18 protein-coding genes and 1 pseudogene are annotated in these 20,474 nt (G+C 40.3%); 6 read left to right on the top strand and 13 right to left on the bottom strand.

Annotated elements, in window-relative coordinates; genetic code table 11:
- Positions 1-84: 84 nt before the first annotated feature.
- The 5 genes from BFP77_RS05815 to BFP77_RS05800 form a co-directional block, all read right to left on the bottom strand.
- Positions 85-1,338: a metal-dependent hydrolase family protein gene (locus BFP77_RS05815; RefSeq protein WP_099573108.1), complete on the bottom strand. Its 1,254-nt coding sequence runs from the start codon at positions 1,336-1,338 to the stop codon at positions 85-87.
- Entirely contained in the window at positions 1,339-2,766 is a 1,428-nt protein-coding gene (locus tag BFP77_RS05810; RefSeq protein WP_099573107.1) for an amidohydrolase family protein, read from the bottom strand. It abuts the gene before it with no gap.
- 36 nt (positions 2,767-2,802) lie between these two features.
- Positions 2,803-3,570, bottom strand: a complete 768-nt coding sequence (locus BFP77_RS05805; RefSeq protein WP_099573116.1) for a CDP-alcohol phosphatidyltransferase family protein — start codon at positions 3,568-3,570, stop codon at positions 2,803-2,805.
- Between the two features lie 130 nt (positions 3,571-3,700).
- On the bottom strand, positions 3,701-3,811 hold the full coding sequence (locus BFP77_RS17460) for a YdeI/OmpD-associated family protein (protein ID WP_306475420.1): 111 nt from the start codon (positions 3,809-3,811) through the stop codon (positions 3,701-3,703).
- Positions 3,799-4,287, bottom strand: a complete 489-nt coding sequence (locus BFP77_RS05800; RefSeq protein ID WP_306475419.1) for a YdeI/OmpD-associated family protein — start codon at positions 4,285-4,287, stop codon at positions 3,799-3,801. The genes BFP77_RS17460 and BFP77_RS05800 overlap by 13 nt, the downstream gene beginning before the upstream one ends.
- Before the next feature lie 119 nt (positions 4,288-4,406).
- On the opposite strand from BFP77_RS05800, the gene BFP77_RS05795 reads away from it, so the two are divergent.
- The 6 genes from BFP77_RS05795 to BFP77_RS05770 all read left to right on the top strand — a co-directional run bounded on the left by BFP77_RS05795 (position 4,407) and on the right by BFP77_RS05770 (position 15,794).
- Complete coding sequence (locus BFP77_RS05795; RefSeq protein ID WP_099573106.1) at positions 4,407-7,802, top strand: ThuA domain-containing protein; 3,396 nt, start codon at positions 4,407-4,409, stop codon at positions 7,800-7,802.
- A gap of 215 nt (positions 7,803-8,017) precedes the next feature.
- Positions 8,018-10,390 (top strand): PSD1 and planctomycete cytochrome C domain-containing protein, encoded by a 2,373-nt coding sequence (locus tag BFP77_RS05790; protein ID WP_257212882.1) that lies wholly within the window; start codon positions 8,018-8,020, stop codon positions 10,388-10,390.
- 2 nt (positions 10,391-10,392) lie between these two features.
- Entirely contained in the window at positions 10,393-11,886 is a 1,494-nt protein-coding gene (locus tag BFP77_RS05785; protein WP_099573105.1) for a DUF1501 domain-containing protein, read from the top strand.
- Positions 11,886-12,920: a 6-bladed beta-propeller gene (locus tag BFP77_RS05780; protein WP_099573104.1), complete on the top strand. Its 1,035-nt coding sequence runs from the start codon at positions 11,886-11,888 to the stop codon at positions 12,918-12,920. The genes BFP77_RS05785 and BFP77_RS05780 overlap by 1 nt, the downstream gene beginning before the upstream one ends.
- On the top strand, positions 12,920-13,732 hold the full coding sequence (locus BFP77_RS05775; protein ID WP_099573103.1) for a chitobiase/beta-hexosaminidase C-terminal domain-containing protein: 813 nt from the start codon (positions 12,920-12,922) through the stop codon (positions 13,730-13,732). The genes BFP77_RS05780 and BFP77_RS05775 overlap by 1 nt, the downstream gene beginning before the upstream one ends.
- Positions 13,733-13,736: 4 nt before the next feature.
- Positions 13,737-15,794 (top strand): FN3 associated domain-containing protein, encoded by a 2,058-nt coding sequence (locus BFP77_RS05770; protein ID WP_099573102.1) that lies wholly within the window; start codon positions 13,737-13,739, stop codon positions 15,792-15,794.
- A 72-nt stretch (positions 15,795-15,866) separates the two neighbouring features.
- Here the strand turns inward: BFP77_RS05770 and BFP77_RS05765 are convergent, their stop codons facing one another.
- From BFP77_RS05765 to BFP77_RS05730, 8 genes and pseudogenes are all read right to left on the bottom strand, one after another.
- Positions 15,867-16,394 (bottom strand): GNAT family N-acetyltransferase, encoded by a 528-nt coding sequence (locus BFP77_RS05765; RefSeq protein WP_099573101.1) that lies wholly within the window; start codon positions 16,392-16,394, stop codon positions 15,867-15,869.
- 28 nt (positions 16,395-16,422) lie between these two features.
- Positions 16,423-16,881, bottom strand: a complete 459-nt coding sequence (locus BFP77_RS05760; protein ID WP_099573100.1) for a hypothetical protein — start codon at positions 16,879-16,881, stop codon at positions 16,423-16,425.
- Between the two features lie 112 nt (positions 16,882-16,993).
- Positions 16,994-17,434: a hypothetical protein gene (locus BFP77_RS05755; protein ID WP_099573099.1), complete on the bottom strand. Its 441-nt coding sequence runs from the start codon at positions 17,432-17,434 to the stop codon at positions 16,994-16,996.
- Between the two features lie 185 nt (positions 17,435-17,619).
- Positions 17,620-18,393, bottom strand: coding sequence for a DUF6090 family protein (locus BFP77_RS05750; protein WP_099573098.1), 774 nt, complete (start codon positions 18,391-18,393; stop codon positions 17,620-17,622).
- 46 nt (positions 18,394-18,439) lie between these two features.
- Entirely contained in the window at positions 18,440-19,222 is a 783-nt protein-coding gene (locus BFP77_RS05745) for a DUF6090 family protein (protein WP_099573097.1), read from the bottom strand.
- On the bottom strand, positions 19,215-19,976 hold the full coding sequence (locus tag BFP77_RS17110; protein WP_218963457.1) for a DUF6090 family protein: 762 nt from the start codon (positions 19,974-19,976) through the stop codon (positions 19,215-19,217). Before BFP77_RS17110 ends, BFP77_RS05745 begins: the two co-directional genes overlap by 8 nt.
- Positions 19,973-20,293: pseudogene (locus tag BFP77_RS05735) on the bottom strand (endonuclease domain-containing protein); the annotation flags it as partial. The gene BFP77_RS17110 and the pseudogene BFP77_RS05735, both read right to left, overlap by 4 nt.
- Positions 20,294-20,319: 26 nt before the next feature.
- On the bottom strand, positions 20,320-20,474 hold a 155-nt coding region (locus BFP77_RS05730; RefSeq protein ID WP_143751846.1), incomplete at its 5' end, for an integrase core domain-containing protein.

The raw sequence follows: 20,474 nt of genomic DNA, 5'->3' as shown, positions 1-20,474 counted from the left end.
TAGTCAGTAAGCATTGGGCAGTAGACAGTAGGCAGTGGACAGTAGACAGATGGCAGTTGGCAGATGGCAGTTGACAGCTAACACTTAGTTCGCTTCTTTATAAACAACACCATCCTTCATCACAAATACTACATCCTTCATTCTGGAAATATCTTGTAAAGGGTCACCTTTTACGGCAATGATGTCCGCCCAATACCCCTTCTTTAAGCTTCCGAGTTTGTTCAAATGAAACATACGGGCATTCTGGGAAGTCGCTGAGGTTAGTACCGCCATAGGTTTCATTCCGTAGTCGACGAGCAATTCCATTTCCCTATAATTTTGTCCATGGGTAAAAACACCCACATCACCACCAAAAACAATAGCTACACCCGATTCCAATGCTAATTTAAAAGAGGACCTTTTCTTTTTTATGCGTTCCGGTTCCGGTTCTTTTCCTTTCTTCCAGCCACGGTACTGTGCAATTGCATCTCCGGCCGCTAGAGTCGGACAGAATCCGATACCTTTTTCCTTCATCAGTTTAAACAGTTCTAAAGTTGCCCCATCTCCGTGTTCTATGGTTTCTACACCTCCGTTAATAGCACGCTTAATTCCCTCGGGTGTACTTGCATGCGCGACGACGTATTTTCCGGCACTGGTAGCCGTAGCGACCATGGCATCGATTTCCTCCTGTAAAAAGGTAGGTTGGGAAATTGCCCCTGACGTCCAACGGTAGTCGGCATAAATCTTAATAAAGTCGGCACCATTTCCCATTTGACGTCGCACCGTTGTTATTGCTTCCGGCATTCCACTAACCGCCTCAGCTCCGAGTGGCACGGTAACACCATCGTGAAATCCTTTGGGTCCGTAAGCACCCGTGGCGACTATAGCAGGTCCGGCAACAAGCATACGAGGTCCTGGAATAATTCCCTCTTCAATAGTTTTTTTCAAATAAACATCGGTGTAACCGGCTCCCTCGGCCCCTAAATCCCTTGTGGTGGTGACGCCGGCCATTAGGGTGTTTTTAGCATGTACGGTCCCTCGGATGGCCCTCTCTACAGGCGATTCCTTCAACACTTGATTGTTCCAATCGGTCTCGTTATAGGGGTGTAGTAATAGGTGGGAATATCCCTCGATAATACCGGGCGTTAGCGTTGTCCCCGCCAGCCAAATTTTCTTAATGTTAGCAGGTCTGGTCAATTCGTTTGCAGTACCTGCATAGGTAATGATGTTTCCCTCCACGAGTACTACCCAATCCGAATGTAATTTCTCCCCGTCAAATACACGGTCGGGTACCAATAGGGTCTGTGCCTTGAGCATCAAGCTTAAGAAACAAACCGTAACAAGAATAACATTTTTCATTTAATCAATTTTTATGGCGCTGTCGAGCAGTGCTTTTAACTTCCGCGCAGAATAGGCTGTATTGCTTTTAATTAGATAATGGATTTTTTCCGTGTTCCCAATTTCCTCCAGAGGATTAGCATCTAAAAGTACAATATCCGCAATCTTGCCTCTGGTAAGACTACCATAGTCAGAATCTTTCTTAAGGAACTTGGCCCCGTTATAAGCTGAGGTCCGCAAGGCCTCCAGCGGGGAAATACCGTTGCCCACCATTTCTTGTAATTCTTGATGAAGTGATATTCCTGGATAAACAAAGGAGTTGTAAGCACCACTGTCCGAACCGGCTAAAAGCCCAACTCCGGCATCACTTAGGGATTTGGCCAATTCACCAAAAAAGGCATCGAGTGCTTTTCGGTTGGCAACAGCTCCAGGTTTGGAATTTTTTACTCTATTTATCCGTCCCTGATAGGTCTGGATAAGGCTAGGGGTCATATATTTTAAATAAGGGTCGTTTTCGTGATTATCCTCATCTAAATAACTCAATGTCTTACCGATATGTAGCGTAGGTACCACATGAACATCATTTTTCTTTAAGGAAGCGAAAGTATTAGCCGCTGTAGTGTCCGAAAAACTTTGCATCAATAAGGGCATGGCGTCCCAAAAGCCTATTTCCCCGGATTTCATTTTGTTGGTGACGGAAACTTCATTGGCCGCGCAGCCTTTCATGATATAATAAAGGTGTTCAATGGCATCAATGCCAGAGGCTACGGTCTCGTCCAAAGTAACGGTAAATGGCATATGTCCGGAAGTGATTAGGCCTCTTTTTTCAGCTTCCTGTATGGTTTTAAGGTAATCTTTGGCAGCGATTCGGCTATCGTAAAGCTTCACAAAATCTACAGGTATCCGTTGCAACGAGTCTAATGCTTTTTGAATGTCAGCCTCATTATCGACCTCAAAAGAGCCTGCCCATGTTGCACCTTTGCCATCTATTTTTGGCCCGGATGTAAAGATGGTAGGACCGACCAAAGTTCCTTCGGCAATACTATTTTTCCACTCCATAACATTCTTGGTAAGGTCCCCACCAGCATCTCGTACCGTGGTTATTCCGTTGGCCATAAAAAGTTTCAGAAAATTTTTATTTGTTTCAATGAGCGAATCGCCACCTCTAAAATGCACATGGTTGTCCCAAAATCCAGGTAAAAGATATTTGCCATGCGCATCGATTTCTAGCTTACCTTTTAATGGAATATCCTCGGATGCAGATTTAAGTTCCATAATCATACCATTAGTGATACCTATATGTTGTTTAGATATTTTACCCGTTTCCAAGTCTATAATAGAACCGTTGTTTAGTACGATATCGTAGGTGATTTCTTCTTGACCTTGGCACGCAACGATCAGCACAATCAGAAAAAGGAGGGGTTTATGACGTAATATAGATTTCACCATGGCAGCATTGAATTAGCCATGGGAAGGTAGAAATAATTAGCGATTTATAATTCTTCTCAACAGGATAAAAATTAAAATGAAGAGCGAATAACCGATAAAAAAGGGAATAATATAATCTCTAAGACCCAGCACCAACATACAACCGATGACCAATAATTGAAAACCTAGACCAAAGGTAGAAACTGCGGTCATAAACCAATTGGGAAAGCTATTGCTCTTTTCTGCTTCACGGTCCAGCGCATAGATAATACGGTCAAAGACACCATAGAGCAAACTATACAACGTAAAGAAAATATTTACACTTCTCTGGCTCTCTCCTTTTAAAGCAGTAGGCGTCTCATTTTCAAATATGCGGCTTGTGGTATCTCCGCGTTTATTTTTTCTTAAAATTACGTAGTAATAATTGTATAGGGTGCCCTGTAGCTGTAATCCAACGAATGCTAAAACCGTCAAAAACCACGATTCAGAGCTTACGTGCCAAATAGCAATGAGTATGAGAAGGTTCAGGATAATATCTGCAACAGAATCAAAATAACGTCCCGTGTACGATGGTGTTTTTTTCAATCTTGCCAATTCCCCGTCCGCGGCATCGAGGATAGACTTCAAGACGAGAAAGAATAAGGTAGCCCAATAGTACTGGTTCAATAAGCAAACAATTGCCACTAATCCGGCGATGATAAAACTTATGGTAACATGTATAGGAGTGAAGGAAGTATGTTTTAGACTATTGGCAATAATTCTCGCAACAGGTCTACCATAATCCGATAAATCCAAGAATTGGTGTTCCTTGGGTAATTTTGACATTTTTTGGGGGTAGGGAAGGAAAACCAATAACGGAAACACGCTGGCTTGGTACACCCTCCGAACATGATGTAAAAATAACATATAATTTACAATTAGTTCAGATAGAATTGATGTTTTAGCATTACGGGAGTTAGCGCTGTCCGCCATTTCTGTATCTTTCGTTAGCAGCACACAGCCGTACAATTTCTGCTATTCGCTTTTCTCTTGTTGCTTCTCGTTTTGCCTGATTTAGCCAATACAGGTAGCTTTTGCGTTGCCCTTGGTAAAACGTTTAAAATTCTTGAAAGCTTTAGTATTTTGACGGAAGGCATATGCTAGGTCTTTTGGAACGATACCATTCTCCACATCGTCCAAAGCCACCCACGAGCCATTGGCCTTGGCAATGGCCACAGCATCACGGCCGCTTTCATGCATTAAATTGGCCTTTTCTAGAGATTTTAGATGCTCTTTGTTCACCTTGCTCCAAACACTTTTAGGTTTTCTGGGACAGATATATTGTCTCCTTTTTCCCTCTCCCAAACTTTTTAGGGTGCTGTCTATCCATCCATAGCATAGTGCAACCCTGACGGCTTCTTCCCATCGCATACTTTCATTTTCATGGTCCACTTTATAAAAAATGAGATAAATACCTGAATAGGTTTTATGATTTACATCCAGCCACGCCCTAAATTCCTTGTCATTTTTAAAATAGAATTTGGGAATTTTTGATTTTTCCATCCTGTTTTGCTCAAAATTTTGGGAAAAATACAATCTTCCCTTCGGGATGTGTTGGTTTATAAAGTTCCTAATATTATTTTTAAATCTATTTTGATTAACGCTTAACAAAATTTTTAAAAATGAAAAAGGTATTATCCTTATCAATATTGATTTTGACTTTAATTCTGGGTTCGTGTAATAATAAAAGGGAGGGGGAGCCAAAAGTATTGGTCTTCTCAAAAACAATGGGTTTTAAACATGCTTCTATTCCAGCTGGAATTACTGCTATACAAAAACTGGGCAAAGAAAACGGATTTGTGGTGGATACCACCAAAAATGCCGCGCTGTTCAATGATGATAATTTGAAACAATATTCGGCTGTTGTTTTTTTGAGTACCACATTGAACGTGTTTGATCATTATCAAGAGGCGGCTTTTGAACGTTATATTCAATCTGGAGGAGGATTTGTAGGTATCCATGCAGCAGCCGATTGTGAATATGATTGGGGCTGGTACAATAATCTAGTGGGAGCGCAATTTTTGAGTCATCCCACAGGTACGCCCGAAGCCGACTTTATCATTGAGGATAATAGCTTTATAGCTACAAAACATTTGACAGAGAAGGTCTGGCATAGGGAAGATGAAATATACAATTACAAAAATATTAACCCAGATGTAAATGTTTTAATGACAGTGGATGAGTCTACGTATAAAGGTGGTGAAAACGGAGACAATCACCCTTTTGCATGGTATCATGAATTTGATGGGGGAAGAGCCTTTTACACTGGAGCGGGACATACGAAAGAAAGCTACTCCGAGGAATTTTTCTTAAAACATATTTTAGGCGGAATAATATATGCAATAGGCGATAACGAACAGCTCGATTATTCCAAAGTAATCTCCCGAATACCACCGGAAATAGACCGTTTCTCAAAAATTTCGCTTTCTGAGGGAGAGTTTTTTGAGCCTACGGAGATGACTATCCTTCCTAATAATGATGTACTTATAGCGCAACGTAGGGGAGAGGTTCTGTTGTATAGCGAAGCAACTAAGGAAATTAGCGAAGTGGCCAAGTTAGATGTATATCATAAAACATTGAACACGCCTGGGGTTAATGCAGAAGAGGGTTTAATGGGCATTCAAAAAGACCCTGATTTTGTAACCAATAATTGGGTTTATATATACTATGCCCCAACAGGTGATGCACAGGTAAATCGTTTGTCACGTTTCAAATTTACCGATGGTGTTTTTGATATGGCTTCGGAACAGGTGATATTAGATGTTGATAGTCAAAGGGAAATCTGCTGTCACACGGGTGGTTCTATTGCATTTGGACCTGATAATATACTGTATTTGTCCACAGGTGATAACTCAACCCCATTTAACGAAAAGGGAGTCAAATACATAAATAGTGGTTATGCACCTCTGAATGACATCCCAGGTCATGAACAGTATGATGCCAGAAGGTCATCGGGAAATACTAATGATCTTAGAGGTAAAATATTGCGAATAAAAGTGAATGAAGATGGTAGCTATACCATTCCAAATGGCAACCTATTCCCTGTTGGAACAGATAAAACAAGACCTGAAATATACACAATGGGACACCGTAATCCATATCGCATATCTGTGGATATCAAAAGAGGATATGTGTATTGGGGAGATGTGGGACCAGATGCACGAGTTGATAGTTTAGCAACACGAGGTCCTAGAGGTTATGACGAAATGAATCAGGCTAAAGAAGCCGGTAATTTTGGCTGGCCCTTATTTATAGGTGATAACTTCGCTTACAGGTCTTATAACTATAAGACAGGGGAGTCCGGTGCTGCTTTTGATCCGGAAAAACCTATTAACAATTCTAGAAATAATACCGGTTTAGTAGAGCTCCCAAAGGCAATGCCGGCCTATTCATTTTATCCTTATGATGCTTCTCAAGACTTTCCGCAATTGGGAACGGGCGGCAGAAATGCCATGGCCGGTCCCACATATTACTCAGACCTATATCAAGGAGAGGAAAAGTTACCAAGTTATTATGATGGAAAGGTCATTATCTATGATTGGATGAGAGGATGGATGAAAGCCCTGCATCTCAATAAAGATGGTAGTTTTAATAAAATGGAGCCTTTTGCATCGGATATTGATGTAAACAATCTTATAGATATGGAGGTAGGTCCAAATGGTAAAATTTATCTTCTGGAGTACGGTAGCGGATGGTTTTCTAAAAATGCTGATTCCGGTCTAAGTTATATATCGTATAATGGTGGAAATAGACCGCCATTAATAGATGAATTTATGTTAGACCATACCTCTGGACCATTGCCCCTTTCAGTAACGGCTACCGTGAAGGCAAGAGATCGTGAAAATGATGATATGACATATACTTGGGATTTAGGAAATGGAGAAATTAAAGAAACCAAAAATCCTCAAATTTCTTATACCTATTCCAATGCAGGGGATTTTAGGATTTCAGTAGCGGTTAAGGATACTGCTGGCGAATCGGCTAAAAGTAATTCCATTGTTGTTGTGGCAGGCAATTCAAGACCCGAGGTGACCATTGCCATTAAGGGTGGTAATACCTCTTTCTTTGTTCCTGGTCAAGAAGTAGAATACGCCGTCAGCGTTACAGATGTGGATAGCAATACTTCGGTGAACGAGGCTAATATTTTTGTAAGTGTGGATTATTTGGAAGGTATGGATAAGGTTGCTATGTCTTTAGGACATCAGCAGGTATCTGGCGAAATTACAGGTAAAGCCTTGACGCAAACCATGGATTGTAAAACTTGCCATAAGGAGGCAGAAGCATCTATTGGTCCCAATTATAAGGATATAGCTGAACGTTACAAAGATCAAAACGATGTTATTCCCTATTTAAAGAAAAAAATAGTTTCTGGCGGAACCGGAGTTTGGGGCGAAGTAATGATGCCTGCACATCCCAATATTACTTCAGATGAGTCTAGGCAGATAGCTCTTTATATACAATCATTAGTCTCGGATGGTACTAAGAAATTATCGCTTCCTGCGAACGGAAAGATATTTCCAGAGGCTAAAAACCCCGGTGAAATGATGGTCATTACGGCAAGTTATACGGATGGAGGAGCAGATGGTGTAATACCGTTAACAGGTTCCAAGTCTATCGCTTTATCCAGCAATACCATAGGTTTTTCTAAAGCGACCAAAACCAAGGACATGTCGGCAGTTACTTTTGGAGGTCAAGATTTATTAGTGCTGCAAGGTGAAGCGGGATGGTTCGAAATTGAAGAAGTAGATCTTACTGGTGTTCAAATGATAGTTTTGGCCGTAGGTTGGCAAGAAGCACCAAAAGCGGCCTATAATTTTAATGTTCGTTTAGATTCCCCTGATGGAGAAATAATAGGAGAAGGCATTCTAGGTGTGCAGCCGTCCGGAACTCCTGGAGCCGGAATAGTCCTACCTCTTGCTCGAGGAATTGAAGAAAAACATAAGCTTTATATAACTGGTTCCGTCGAAAATGGAGCCGCACCTTCTTTGGTTGCTTTAATGAGTGCAACCTTTAACTAATTCAAAGATAAAAAGAGCTCGCTTTTAAGTTGGTTATTTTGATTAGTTGAAAATTTGGCTAAATTTATGGTAACTAGTTTCAGCTGCGAAACTTCTGATAATGAGTTGTTAATGAATTAGGTATTAATGACTTCAAAATTGTTGTTAGTCGAATTTTATCCCTAGTTTTTTCTTTCGTCATTAACTTTAGCTAACGATTTAAGGTAATTTTTGCTATGAAAACCTATAATTCTCTGAAAATAAAACTGTCGCTAAAGGAAATGTTGATAAGCCTTGGTGTACTATATTTTTGCGGTGTTTATTATTCGTGCGAACAGAAACCCTCTACTTCTGAAAGGGTCATCGCTAAAGCTGATATCCAAGGTATTCCGGAAAAAATTGATTTTACATTTGACGTAAAACCTATTCTTTCTGACCGTTGCTTTATATGCCATGGCCCTGACAAGAACGCTATTGAGGGCAATTTATCCTTGCATACAGCAGAAGATGCCTATGCGGCACTCGGTGAAAATAAGGACCGGTTTGCTATTGTTCCGAACAAACCGGAGGAAAGTGAGTTAGTGCACCGTATTTACAGCGAGGACGCCAACTTATTAATGCCACCTCTAGAATCTAATTTGGAATTAACGCCCAAAGAGAAAGCTATTCTAGAGAAATGGATAGCGCAGGGAGGAGAATATAAAGAGCATTGGGCCTTTATTGCCCCGGTAAAGCCTGAGGTACCTGAAATCAACGATTCGGCCTGGGCAAACAACGAAATAGACAAATTTGTACTGAAAAAAATGCGCTTAAACGGTCTTGCCCCGTCGGAGGTGGCCTCCAAAGAAAAATTGGTTCGCAGGGTGTTTTTTGACCTTACGGGGCTTCCACCTTCTCCAGAGCAGGTGAATTCTTTTGTAAATGATACTGCTGGGGATCCGTATGAGAATCTGATAGATTCATTGTTACAGACCATAGATCATGCCGAGCACATGGCCGCCGAGTGGATGGATATTGCAAGATATGCAGATACACACGGTTATCAAGACGATTTTGAAAGAACCATGTGGCCGTGGAGAGATTGGGTAATTCACGCCTTCGATGAAAACATGCCCTATAACCAATTTGTAACCTATCAGTTGGCTGGTGACTTAATGCCCGATGCCGATTTGGAAAAAATATTGGCTACCGGTTTCAATCGTAATCATAAAATTACCTTTGAAGGAGGTTCTATTCCGGAAGAATACCATGTGGGGTATGTAGAAGATAGATTACAAACATTTGGCACCACCTTTTTGGGATTGACATTGGAGTGTGCTCGTTGCCACGATCATAAATACGACCCTATCAGTCAAAAAGAACATTTTGAGCTTTTTAGCTTCTTTAGTAATAACAAGGAAAAATTGTCCATTCCTTTACCAGGGGAAACTCCAGAACCATATATTACCATTACGGAAAAGGAAGCGAGCGGTGTATTGGATTTCGTCAACTTTGACAAAGCGCCTAAAAAAGAAGTACCTGTCATGGTTATGTACGAGCGAGAGGAGTGGAAACCTGCATTTATCCTAAACCGTGGGGTTTACGACCAACCGACGGACCAAGTATTCCCCGACACACCAAAATCCGTTTTATCATTTCCAGAGAACTATCCTAAAAATAGGATGGGACTTTCTAAATGGCTTTTTGATAATGAAAACCCACTAACGGCAAGACTAACCATAAATAGATATTGGCAGCGTATGTTCGGAAATGGCCTGGTGAGTTCTTCTTATGATTTTGGAAATCAGGGTGCTTTACCCTCACATCCAGAGCTGTTGGATTATTTGGCCATTAAATTCAGGGACGAAGGATGGAACACGAAAGCAATGTTAAAATACATGGCCATGTCCGCCACCTATAAACAGCGCGCGGTGACTACGCCGGAACTATTGGAGCAAGACCCGGAAAATAGACTACTGGCGAGAGCGCCCCGTCTAAGACTTACGGCCGAAATGATACGTGACCAAGCACTGGCTATCAGTGGTTTATTAACGAAAGAAGTAGGCGGACCAAGTGTAAAACCATATCAACCAGAAGGTATATGGGAAGAGACCACTGGCGGTGGCGGGGGAAGTACCTCTCGTTATGTACAGAGTGAAGGTGAGGATTTATACCGCAAAAGTTTGTATACCTTTTGGAAGCGGACCGTACCGCCCCCGAGTATGATGACTTTTGACAGTGCTTCAAGGGACCTATGTTCTGTAAAACGTCAAGAAACCAATACGCCGTTACAGGCCTTGGTACTATTGAACGACCCCCAATTAATAGAGGCCTCTAGAGCTTTGGCCACTGTAAGTATTGAGAAATTCCCTCGAGAGCTAGAGAAACAAATTTCGTATGTCTTCCAAAAAGCGACCTCGCGTTTACCCGATGCAGAGGAAAAAACGATGTTATTAGATCATTACAGGGACATGCAATCAAAAATAGACAATGGCATTATCGAGGCGTCCGATTACATTGCTATCGGTGAGTATATTTCAGAGGCCGATGTATGCCAAAAGGAATTGGCTTCCTTGTCATTGGTGGCACACACTATTTTTAATTTAGACGAGTCTATTACTAGAGGTTAGTTATGAGTGAAAAGAAAATTATAGAGGAACGTTCACTGTTATTGAACAGAAGGTCATTCTTAGGTAAGGCGGCCTTAGGTGCGGGCTCCGTAGCACTTGCTTCGTTACTTGGACAATCGTTTTTTAGACAGGATGCGAACGGTATTATTACCAAGGCTAATGATTTTGGAGGTAATGATGGAATGTTGAATGCCTTACACCATGCCTCAAAGGCCAAAAGAGTTATTTATCTTTTTCAGAGCGGCGGCCCCTCTCAGTTAGAGTTGTTCGATTATAAACCCACTTTAATTAAGAGGAGAGGTGAAGAATTACCGGAATCTATTAGAAACGGTCAACGGCTAACGGGCATGACCTCGGGTCAGGATAGTTTTCCCTTGGCAGGATCCGTATTCGACTTCAAACAATACGGTAAGAACGGTACGTACATAAGTGATTTACTTCCGTATACAGCCAAAATGGTAGATGAACTTTGTATCGTAAAATCTATGTACACCGAGGCCATAAATCATGATCCCGCAGTTACCTTTTTTCAGACCGGTTCACAACAGCCGGGCCGACCCAGTATGGGCTCTTGGTTAAGCTATGGTCTTGGTAGTGAGAACAAAAATTTACCAGCTTTTACGGTCTTGTTGTCCAGAGGGTCTGGAAGGCCCAACGGGCAGCCTTTATATACTCGATTATGGGGCAACGGATTTCTGCACTCACTTCATCAAGGTGTACAGTTTAGGGCGGCAAAAGACCCCGTTCTTTATTTGAACGACCCTAAAGGAGTTACTAAGGAAGGTAAAAGGGCCATGTTGGATAAACTGGCAGAACTAAACGAAAAACAATTTACCGAATTCGGAAACCCGGAAATACGGAGCAGAATAGCGCAGTATGAGATGGCCTATAAAATGCAAACTTCTGTTCCAAATGTAATGAAGACCGATAATGAGCCTGATTATATTTATAAAATGTACGGGGCCGATGCCAAAATCCCGGGTACTTATGCAGCCAATTGTTTGCTGGCCAGAAGATTAGCGGAGCAAGATGTACGGTTTATACAGTTGTACCACATGGGTTGGGACCAACATGATAACTTACCGGGCGCTATAGAGAAGCAGGCAAAAGATGTGGATCAGGCTTCTGCTGCGCTTGTGGCCGATTTAAAACAGCGCGGTCTTTTGGAGGATACTTTGGTCATCTGGGGAGGCGAATTCGGAAGAACCAATTACTCCCAAGGGTTACTTACAGATACCAATTATGGTCGTGATCACCACCCAAGATGTTTTACTATGTGGATGGCCGGCGGTGGCATTAAACCGGGGGTAGTGTACGGTGAAACGGATGAATTTGGATATAACATTGTCAAAGACCCAGTACACGTTCATGATTTTCAAGCTACGATGCTACACTTACTGGGCATAGACCATGAAAAGTTAACATACAAATATCAGGGGAGACGCTTCCGACTTACCGATGTGGAAGGTCATGTCCTAAATGATTTGTTGGTTTAATGAAAAGAAGAACTTTCGTCAGAAATACGGGTATTCTGTCTACAGGACTGCTAAGTGGTCTTGCGCAAGCAAATTCATTAATGACATACAAGGATGTAGTTATAGGTCACAATTCGCATCAATATAAGATAGACCTGCAATGGGGAGCATTGAACGCTAATTTTTATCCGGTAAATGATTGTCATGAAATGGTGCAGGACTCTCAAGGGAGAATATTATTGCTGACCAATCATACCAAAAACAATATTATTGTCTACGACCGTTCCGGTAAGTTGCTGGAGGTTTGGGGTACCGATTATCCCGGTGCGCATGGACTTACGCTACATGTAGAAAACGGGGAAGATGTACTTTACATCTCGGATAATAACCGCCATGAGGTTATAAAAACGACGATTACGGGCCAGGTTATACAAGTATTTCCTTACCCAAAAGAGACCGGAAAATACAAGAACAAAGAAAGCTATATTCCCACGGAAACGGCTATAGCTCCAAATGGCGACGTTTATATTGCGGATGGTTACGGTGAACAATATATAATGCATTATAATGCCGCCGGAGAACTTTTAAACGTATTTGGAGGTAGAGGAACGGAAGCACATCATTTTGATAATGCCCACGGTATTTGTTTGGATACCCGTGACGCGACCAACCCCACCTTATTGATAACCGCAAGGCAACAGAACAAATTGAAACGTTTTACGCTAGACGGAAAATATATAGAGGCTATCGACTTACCAGGTGCATACATCTGTAGACCCGTGTTGCATAAAAAAGATATCTACCTGGCCACGATTTGGTCTGGTGATGGTTCCGAAGGTACAGGTTTTATAAGTATCCTGAACGAGGAAAATAAATTGATTTCCGCTCCCGGTGGTAGTACTCCTGTGTATGAGGATGGGCAACTGAATCCCATGTATCAAACCTTAAAAGTGTTTCACCATCCGCATGATGTTTGTGTAGATGATGACGAAAATTTATACGTGGCGCAATGGAATTCGGGAAAGACATATCCTATTAAGTTATATCGTGTTTAATGTTGAAGAAATTAACCTTTTATATAGTTGTTGCTGTACTTCTGTGCGCTTGTAAGCAAAACACGAAGGAGGAGGTTTTGTATGCCTCGGAGAACATTTTTGAGCTGGCTGCGCCAAAAATAACGGTAGATTCCTTGCTGTTCACGAAGTCGGCAAAAGTTTCCGCTTCTTTCAATATGGCAGATGCTGAAATTAGATATACTACAGATGGCAGCCCCGTAACCGACACCTCCGATTTGTATACGGAAGCTCTACATATAGAGAAAGCGACAACGTTCGCCTTTCGTACCTTCCATCCGGATTATCAGAAAAGTGAAGAAATATACACCAGATTAATACAATTAAAACGTAATATTTCAAATGCTAAGGTCACCTTAGAACCAAGCCTGCATCCCAACTATAGCGGTAATGGAGCACAGGGGCTGGTAGACCTTCAAAAGGGTACACTTCAGTTTAGGGGAACGAACGCCTGGCTGGGCTTTCAAAGTGACCAAATACTCATAAAAATTGATTTTGACGAGGCGATTCCCATTTCAAAACTTATAGTAAGCACTTTAAAGGACCATGGGTCTTGGATTTTTGCGCCCCAAGCTATAGAAGTACGTTCCAAGGGTAAGAAAATAGGCGGATTAACGTACGATACACCTTTAGGGATGGAGCCCAAGCAAATAGCACTTTTGGATATTGCGATAAAAGAAGCAAATTATAAAAGTATAGAACTTAAGATTGATGTAATGGACACTATTCCCGCATGGCATCAGGGCAAGGGTACGGTACCTTTTATATTTATCGATGAAATTTTAGTAGAATAAGAGCATGACATACCTTTTTATAAATATCGGAAATTTTCATCCAGTACTGGTTCATTTGCCCATTGGGATTATAATTTTTGCCTTCATCCTTGAAATTTATCAAAGAATACGACCCAAGGAAAACATAGGAGGTGTCATAAAACTCGCCATAGGATTCGGTGTTTTAAGTGCTTTGGCTTCTATAGGAACTGGACTGTTACTGGAATCTAATGGCGCTTATGACGAAGAATTATTGTTTAGACATAAGTGGATGGCGATAAGCCTTACCGTAGTTACTGTTATTTTATTCTTTGCTAAGAATTCGAAACAAAAGTTCTTGGCAACCCTCTATTTCCCTCTATTCATTGCAGCGAACATTATGCTGACCTTAGCGGGCCACTGGGGTGGTAGTATGACGCATGGCGAAGACTTTTTGACCAAGGAAACCTCTTCAAAAAGTAAGGCTATCGAGGATATTGACCAAGCTTTGGTTTATAATGATGTGGTACAACCCATTTTCGATGCCAAATGTGTAAGCTGCCATAACCCAAAGAAGGCCGAAGGCAATTTACTATTAACCTCACAAACAGAAATCCTAGCCGGCGGTGATACGGGCAGTATATTGGATTCCTCCGATTTGGGAAAACCGTTGCTTGCGCATCGCATGGTATTACCCCTTGAGGACGAAGAACACATGCCACCTAAAGGTAAGGTGCAGTTAACACCAAATGAGATAGATTTGATACATTGGTGGTTGGCGAACGAAAATTGCTTTGATTGCATTACCTCCGATTTGGAGCGAAGCAAAAAAAATCAGGCATATTTAAACGATTTAGAAGAAGATACGTCCACACGGGCTGTACTGGCTAAAAATCTGGAACCGGCTTCTGAGGCTTGGTTGGCTAATCTGAATAATTCAGGTATACCTACGTACCCGTTAAAGGAAGAAAGTCCTTTATACATCGTTAATCTGGCCAATAAAATGGATTTGACCGAGGGACTTTTCGATATGTTGGAGGAATACGGGGAAAATATTGTTGAGATGAACTTGGGCCGTTCTAATTTTAGCGACTCGCTTAGTAGGGTACTACCCAAATTTGAAAATCTCACTAAACTACAGCTACAGAACACCCGAATTACCGATAAAACCCTTGCTGAAGTTAAAAAGTTGGAAAAATTAGAATCTCTGAACCTTTATGGAACGGCCATCACGGATGTTGCTTTAGATGATATTAAATCGTTATCTGCGCTAACCGATTTATATCTATGGCAGACAGAAATTACCAATGAGACGCTGGCTACGGCACTGGTGGACAATAGCACGCTAACGGTACATGCCATCGATTCCGATATTTTTGAGGCTACGGAATTGATGCCGCCAACGATTATCACGGATTCCTATTTCGTTAAGGACGAATTAAAGGTGGAGATGAGTTATCCATTTAACGATACCCAAATGTTTTACACCTTAGATGGGTCCATTCCAGATACCACAGCTACGCTTTACAAATCGCCCATAATCCTGACCAATACCACTATTTTAAAGGCTATTACTTTTAAAGAAGGCTGGGGTCAAAGTGATGTGGTCGCCGCTAATTTCAAGAAAAGGACTATTGATTATGACAAGATTACACTAAACAAGCCCCCTCATGAAAAGTATACGGCCAAAGGCGCTAAGACCTTGATAGATTTGGACCGCGGCTCTAGAAACTTCGTAGATGGCAAATGGTTGGGTTACGAAGGCACCCACTTCAATGCAACGATAGCATTTGAAGAAACCAAAGAAATTAGTTCGGTTTCTATTGGGGCATTATCAGGCCCTAGTGATTATATCTTTTATCCGGTAGGTTTTAATATTTTAATATCTAACGATGGCAGCAATTTTAAGACTTGGCATAGCGTAAAGTTACCGGAACAGAAGCCCTCTTCTGAAATTATGATGGATTTCTTTGATGTAGAGTTCAAAAAAACCAGCGCTAAATATGTTAGGGTAGAGGTAAAGAGTATTCTTAAAAATCCGCCATGGCATCAAAATCCGGGTGCTAAAAGTTGGGTGTTCATCGATGAAATCGTAATTAATTAGTGCACCCGTTAAAATCTTTACTGGATAATGGAAATTAAAAACGCCTTGATACTTGCCTCGAGATAATTTTCATTAAAAGATTTCCCTGTCCAGCATAAAGGTGATACCAGTTTCTTTGGTAGTACTTAAATGTTTTAGGACACCTTGTTTATCTACTAAAACGGAACCTAATTTTTGCACGGCTCTTTGAGAGCGATAGTTTTTATGATCTACGTGAAACAAGACATGTCTGAAATATTGGAAGGCATGTTGTATCATTAGATTTTTGAAAGATGTATTGTAAGTTCCGCCCCAGTAGGCTTTAGACAAAAACGTCCACCCGATTTCAACAGCTTCATCAGATGTGTTATGTAGTCTAAATCTTGAACTACCGATAATGGTATTCGTCTTCTTATCGATTATTCCGAATGCAGCTTTGGAGGCCATCGCACCATCAAAAAATACAGTAAAAATCTCCTTTTTATATCTATCCGGATTTTGGTGAAGTTTCCAGATTTCAGGGTCGCTTGCTACTTCGTATAAAGCTTCAAAATCTAAACTTTTCAACGGTCTTAAAAGCACTAACTCATTTTCTAAATTAGGTTGTAGGTTTATGGCCATTCTATTTTCTTTTCTACTTTTACTATCATTAATTACTTATTCTATCTAAAAACGGAGTCATTTCTAATAAAGTAATATCATCTCGCTTTTGCAATTCTCTTAGCATCCATCCTTTATGCCCGGCACCATAAACAATTAAAAATAGTTTTCCCTTGTAGCGGTGTTTCTCTAGAGCTTTTTCAATATTCCAATAATGGGCAATGTTGATGTTCTCCCAACCACCAGGCCCCAATTCTACATTAAAAAGGCTATTGTAAGTCTGTAGTGCGATATCCTGTATACTGTCATAAGTGTGCGTGTGAATGAAGTAGGGGTCGTTGACCTTACCCGTGGCCGCGTAAAGAGAATCGGCGCGTTTATTCGCTTGAGTATAGGCGTTCCAATCTGCCAATCTTGAAGTATCTTGGCTTATGGCACGTAATTTAGCACTGTGTTCATCTGCCATGGGTTTGGTCCAACCCGCAGTTGGGATAATTTCAAAATCCATTTCTTTGGTCAGCGGAAAAATAACATCTCGGTTTTACTTCGGAAACTTTTATTCAGCCGCGCTTTTTGACCTTTAGGGTGGTATACACATTGTAGCCAAAGGTCGAGTAAAACTATAAACTCTCGTTCCAAGGTTTTATGAAGAATCCTGCCAGCTTTCCTGCGGAATCGGTTACTGCGCGCACTTCTACATCGGCATCCGATTCATAAGCACCTTTGAACCTATACACGCGGAAGCGCTGTTCATTTTCCAGAAGGGAATGGAACGTTATTTCCTTGAACGCCCCGAACAATTGTTTTAATTGTATGTGCGAACTTTTTTGAACTGTTTCCGACAGCCCTTCTATCATTGCCGCTGTAGCTTCCTCACTGGTTAATTGGTAGTATGTTCCACGTTTTTGTGCAAGCAGTATATCCGTTGCTAATTTTTGCACGGATTTTAATTTGACCGTATCGATTTCTGACTCGTCAATTTTTACGAAGCCGGATTGTCCTTGGCAGCTTAAAGATAGCGTTGCTATAAAGAGAACAATTAAATTCAAGACGTTTTTCATACCCTGATATTATCGGATTAGTGTTATGTGCGCAGCCAAATTTTACTTCTATATAGAATAAAACCGAAACTTTAGGACTAAGGATTCTATGGACATCATAAAAATACGCAAACCTTTCTATTAAGTCCAAATCCTACATTATCTATAGATTTTGCCGCGCTCTCGTTATTTTAGATTGTTCAATGCTATTGGTTCTGGCATTTTTTTTCAAGTAAACTTTTTATCGGCAGGATTTCATTTTCAACTGATTTCAAAATTTGTTTATTGCGAGTGTTGATTCCCAAATAAAACATGGCGTCATTTAACATTATTTCCCTTATTTCAGCTGTGAAATTAACTTTTGATTTCAGTAAGGCAAGGTCCACTTTTGTCGTGTCTATTCCGTTGAAATCGTTTACCATGTTTATCCATCCCGAACTAATAAAATCTTTTGTTTCAAAAAAACGTTTGTCTGTGATAGCTTTTCCGTTAGTTTCTATGATAGAGCTGGTTCTATCCATTGATTCATAATAGGAAGCCAGATTATTTTTAGTAGAAAAGTCTGTTAAGATGTTTAGGTTACCACTCGATTTTATGTCCTCAAATGCGTCAGTAGTGGCTCGGTAATTTCTGTTGGCAAATTTGACAGAATTTATAAGATAGCATCCGATACTGTCCAAAGGTGTGGTATCGTCCAGTAACCGCTGTATCATGATATTATTCGCGTTAATTCTTAGGTCCAACAGTTCAAGAGAGTATTCATAATTACTATAATCCTGTTTAACATCTTCCAATAAACGACAATAATACTGCTGTTCTAATTTTCGGTCCTTCTTGTTCTGGTTCCAATCGTTGATCTGCAATGCAATGAGAATTCCAATCACCACGAGCACAATTTCGCCAATAGCGTATTTAAAGTATTTTGACGTCTTACCTTCGGAAAGTAAGTTTTGTCGGATTTTGCGGAAGAATTTTATCATTGGTTAGCGGTTGGTTATAATTTCTGACAACAATTTTGTGCTTTTGTTATTTTTTGATTTCAGATGCTAAAACTTCGAGAATATAATCGATTCGCTTTAGTAGTGTTTGGCTCTCTTGATTGGTAAAGGTATTTAAGTTCAAGCTCCATGTTATTACGCCTTCAAGTTTTGGATCTGAAAGGAGTTCTTCTTTACTGACCTTGCTGATTTTGGATTTTCCAGGGATTGGATTTCTGATTTCTGTGGTCTCTAACAGGGTTGAGCCTGCTTTTTGCCAAAAGCTATGACCAAAATCGCGTGCAATGCCTATTTCGTTGAGATAATTCGAAAATTGCAATTCCCAATATCTTAAAAACATTTGTTCTACTTCTCTAAGTTGAACGACATCCGTGCTCCAATGGATAAGTAACCCTTTTAACTCTTCGCTTTTAATGATTTCAATATTTCCCGAACGCACCAAGTCATTTTGAATCGGGTCAAAGGTTGTTGGAATAACACTTCCAAGATATGCGAAAATACTATCTAATTCCGCCTTTTCTGGTTCGTTATAAAAAGTGAGCAAACGACTGCATTTTTTATTTATGTCCTTTTTATTTTTGGTCTTTTCTAGAAGTTGTACTCGGTTAGCTGTAAACTCTTTTCTTAACCTTTTTAGAATCTCCTGCTCTTTTACGTTGTCTTTCCGTTGGTCATTCCAATCGTTAATTTGTAAAGCAATCAAGATACCAATAACCACAAGGATGATTTCGCCTATGGCGTATTTAAGGTATTTGCCTGTTTTGTTTTCCAAGAGCAAGTTTTGACGGATTTTTCGGAAGAATTTAATCATACAATAAAGATTGGATTTCTATATCAATTTGTTCTTTCAATTTTGAGGCTCTTTTTTCTGTTAAATTCCAACTGTTTATTTGCTCAAAAGAGTGCCCTATTTTAGCCAAAGTCATTGTCCAAAAATCTTTGTTAAGCTTTAGTTTTTCAATATTAATATCTTCTAAATTAGCTATTTCACTCACATCAAAACCATACATTTCAAAAGCTTGATTAACTGTAAAGATTTCTTGAAAAGCAGGAGCTATAATTAGGTCTGTATTCTGTCTTGTAGTTTCATCTATGGCATTATTTTTTGCTAATCTATAATAGTTAAATATGTCTTTGCTAAGTTTTTCGTGCGCTACTAGACTCATTTTTCCTGAAGATACTGCTTCATCAAAAACACCACTGTTGCAAGTAAAATAGTTGTCAAATATAAAATCCAGAAATCGAGGTCCAAACTTTGCAGAATTTACTTGTTCAGACGTTTTAAAAAGTGCTAAAGTCTCTTTGATTTTTTCTAATCTTTGGTTAGTTGTTATTTGAGTGTTTTCCAGTTGTTTAATGTCTAGTTCTAAATCACTAGACAGGCCTTTTAGAAGCACAATTTCCTGTTCTTTATTTTTTCTATTCTCGTTTAAATTATTAATCTGTAGTGCAATGAGAATTCCAATCACCACAAGGATGATTTCGCCAAGGGCGTATTTAAAATACTTTCCAGTTTTGCCTTCGGAAAGTAAGTTTTGTCGGATTTTGCGGAAGAATTTTATCATAGTTCAGAACTTTTCCCCTCCTGGGAGGGGCTAGGGGTGGGTTTTAATTTCTCAATTTCAATCTTGATTTCCTTTATGACCCAATCCAGATTGTTTTTCACATCCAAATCCGAAAATCGAATCACTGTAACCCCAAGGCTTTTCAATTGGTTTTGTCGTTTCATATCCTTTTCTTGGTGACCTTCTTTAAAATGAATTGAGCCATCGACTTCAATGGCGAGATAAAGATTTTTGCAATAAAAATCCACAATATATCGGTCGATTGGTATTTGCCGACTGAAGCGTACACCTAATTTCTTACCCTTGATTTCTCGCCATGTAAGCTTCCCCCAATCAGAACTGTTTAGTTTTCCAAAACTTCATTAAAATTATTGTTTTTAATTCTTTTGGGGCTAGCCCCAAAAGAATTAAGTTCTGCGTATTTTATTGGCGGCACTTTGCCAAGTGCGTCATGTGGTCTGTGATGATTATAATCGTCCATCCATATACGTGTTTGCT

The sequence above is a fragment of the Maribacter sp. 4U21 genome (assembly GCF_002742365.1).
GTDB lineage: Bacteria > Bacteroidota > Bacteroidia > Flavobacteriales > Flavobacteriaceae > Maribacter.
This window is presented reverse-complemented; position numbering and strand designations above follow the sequence as displayed.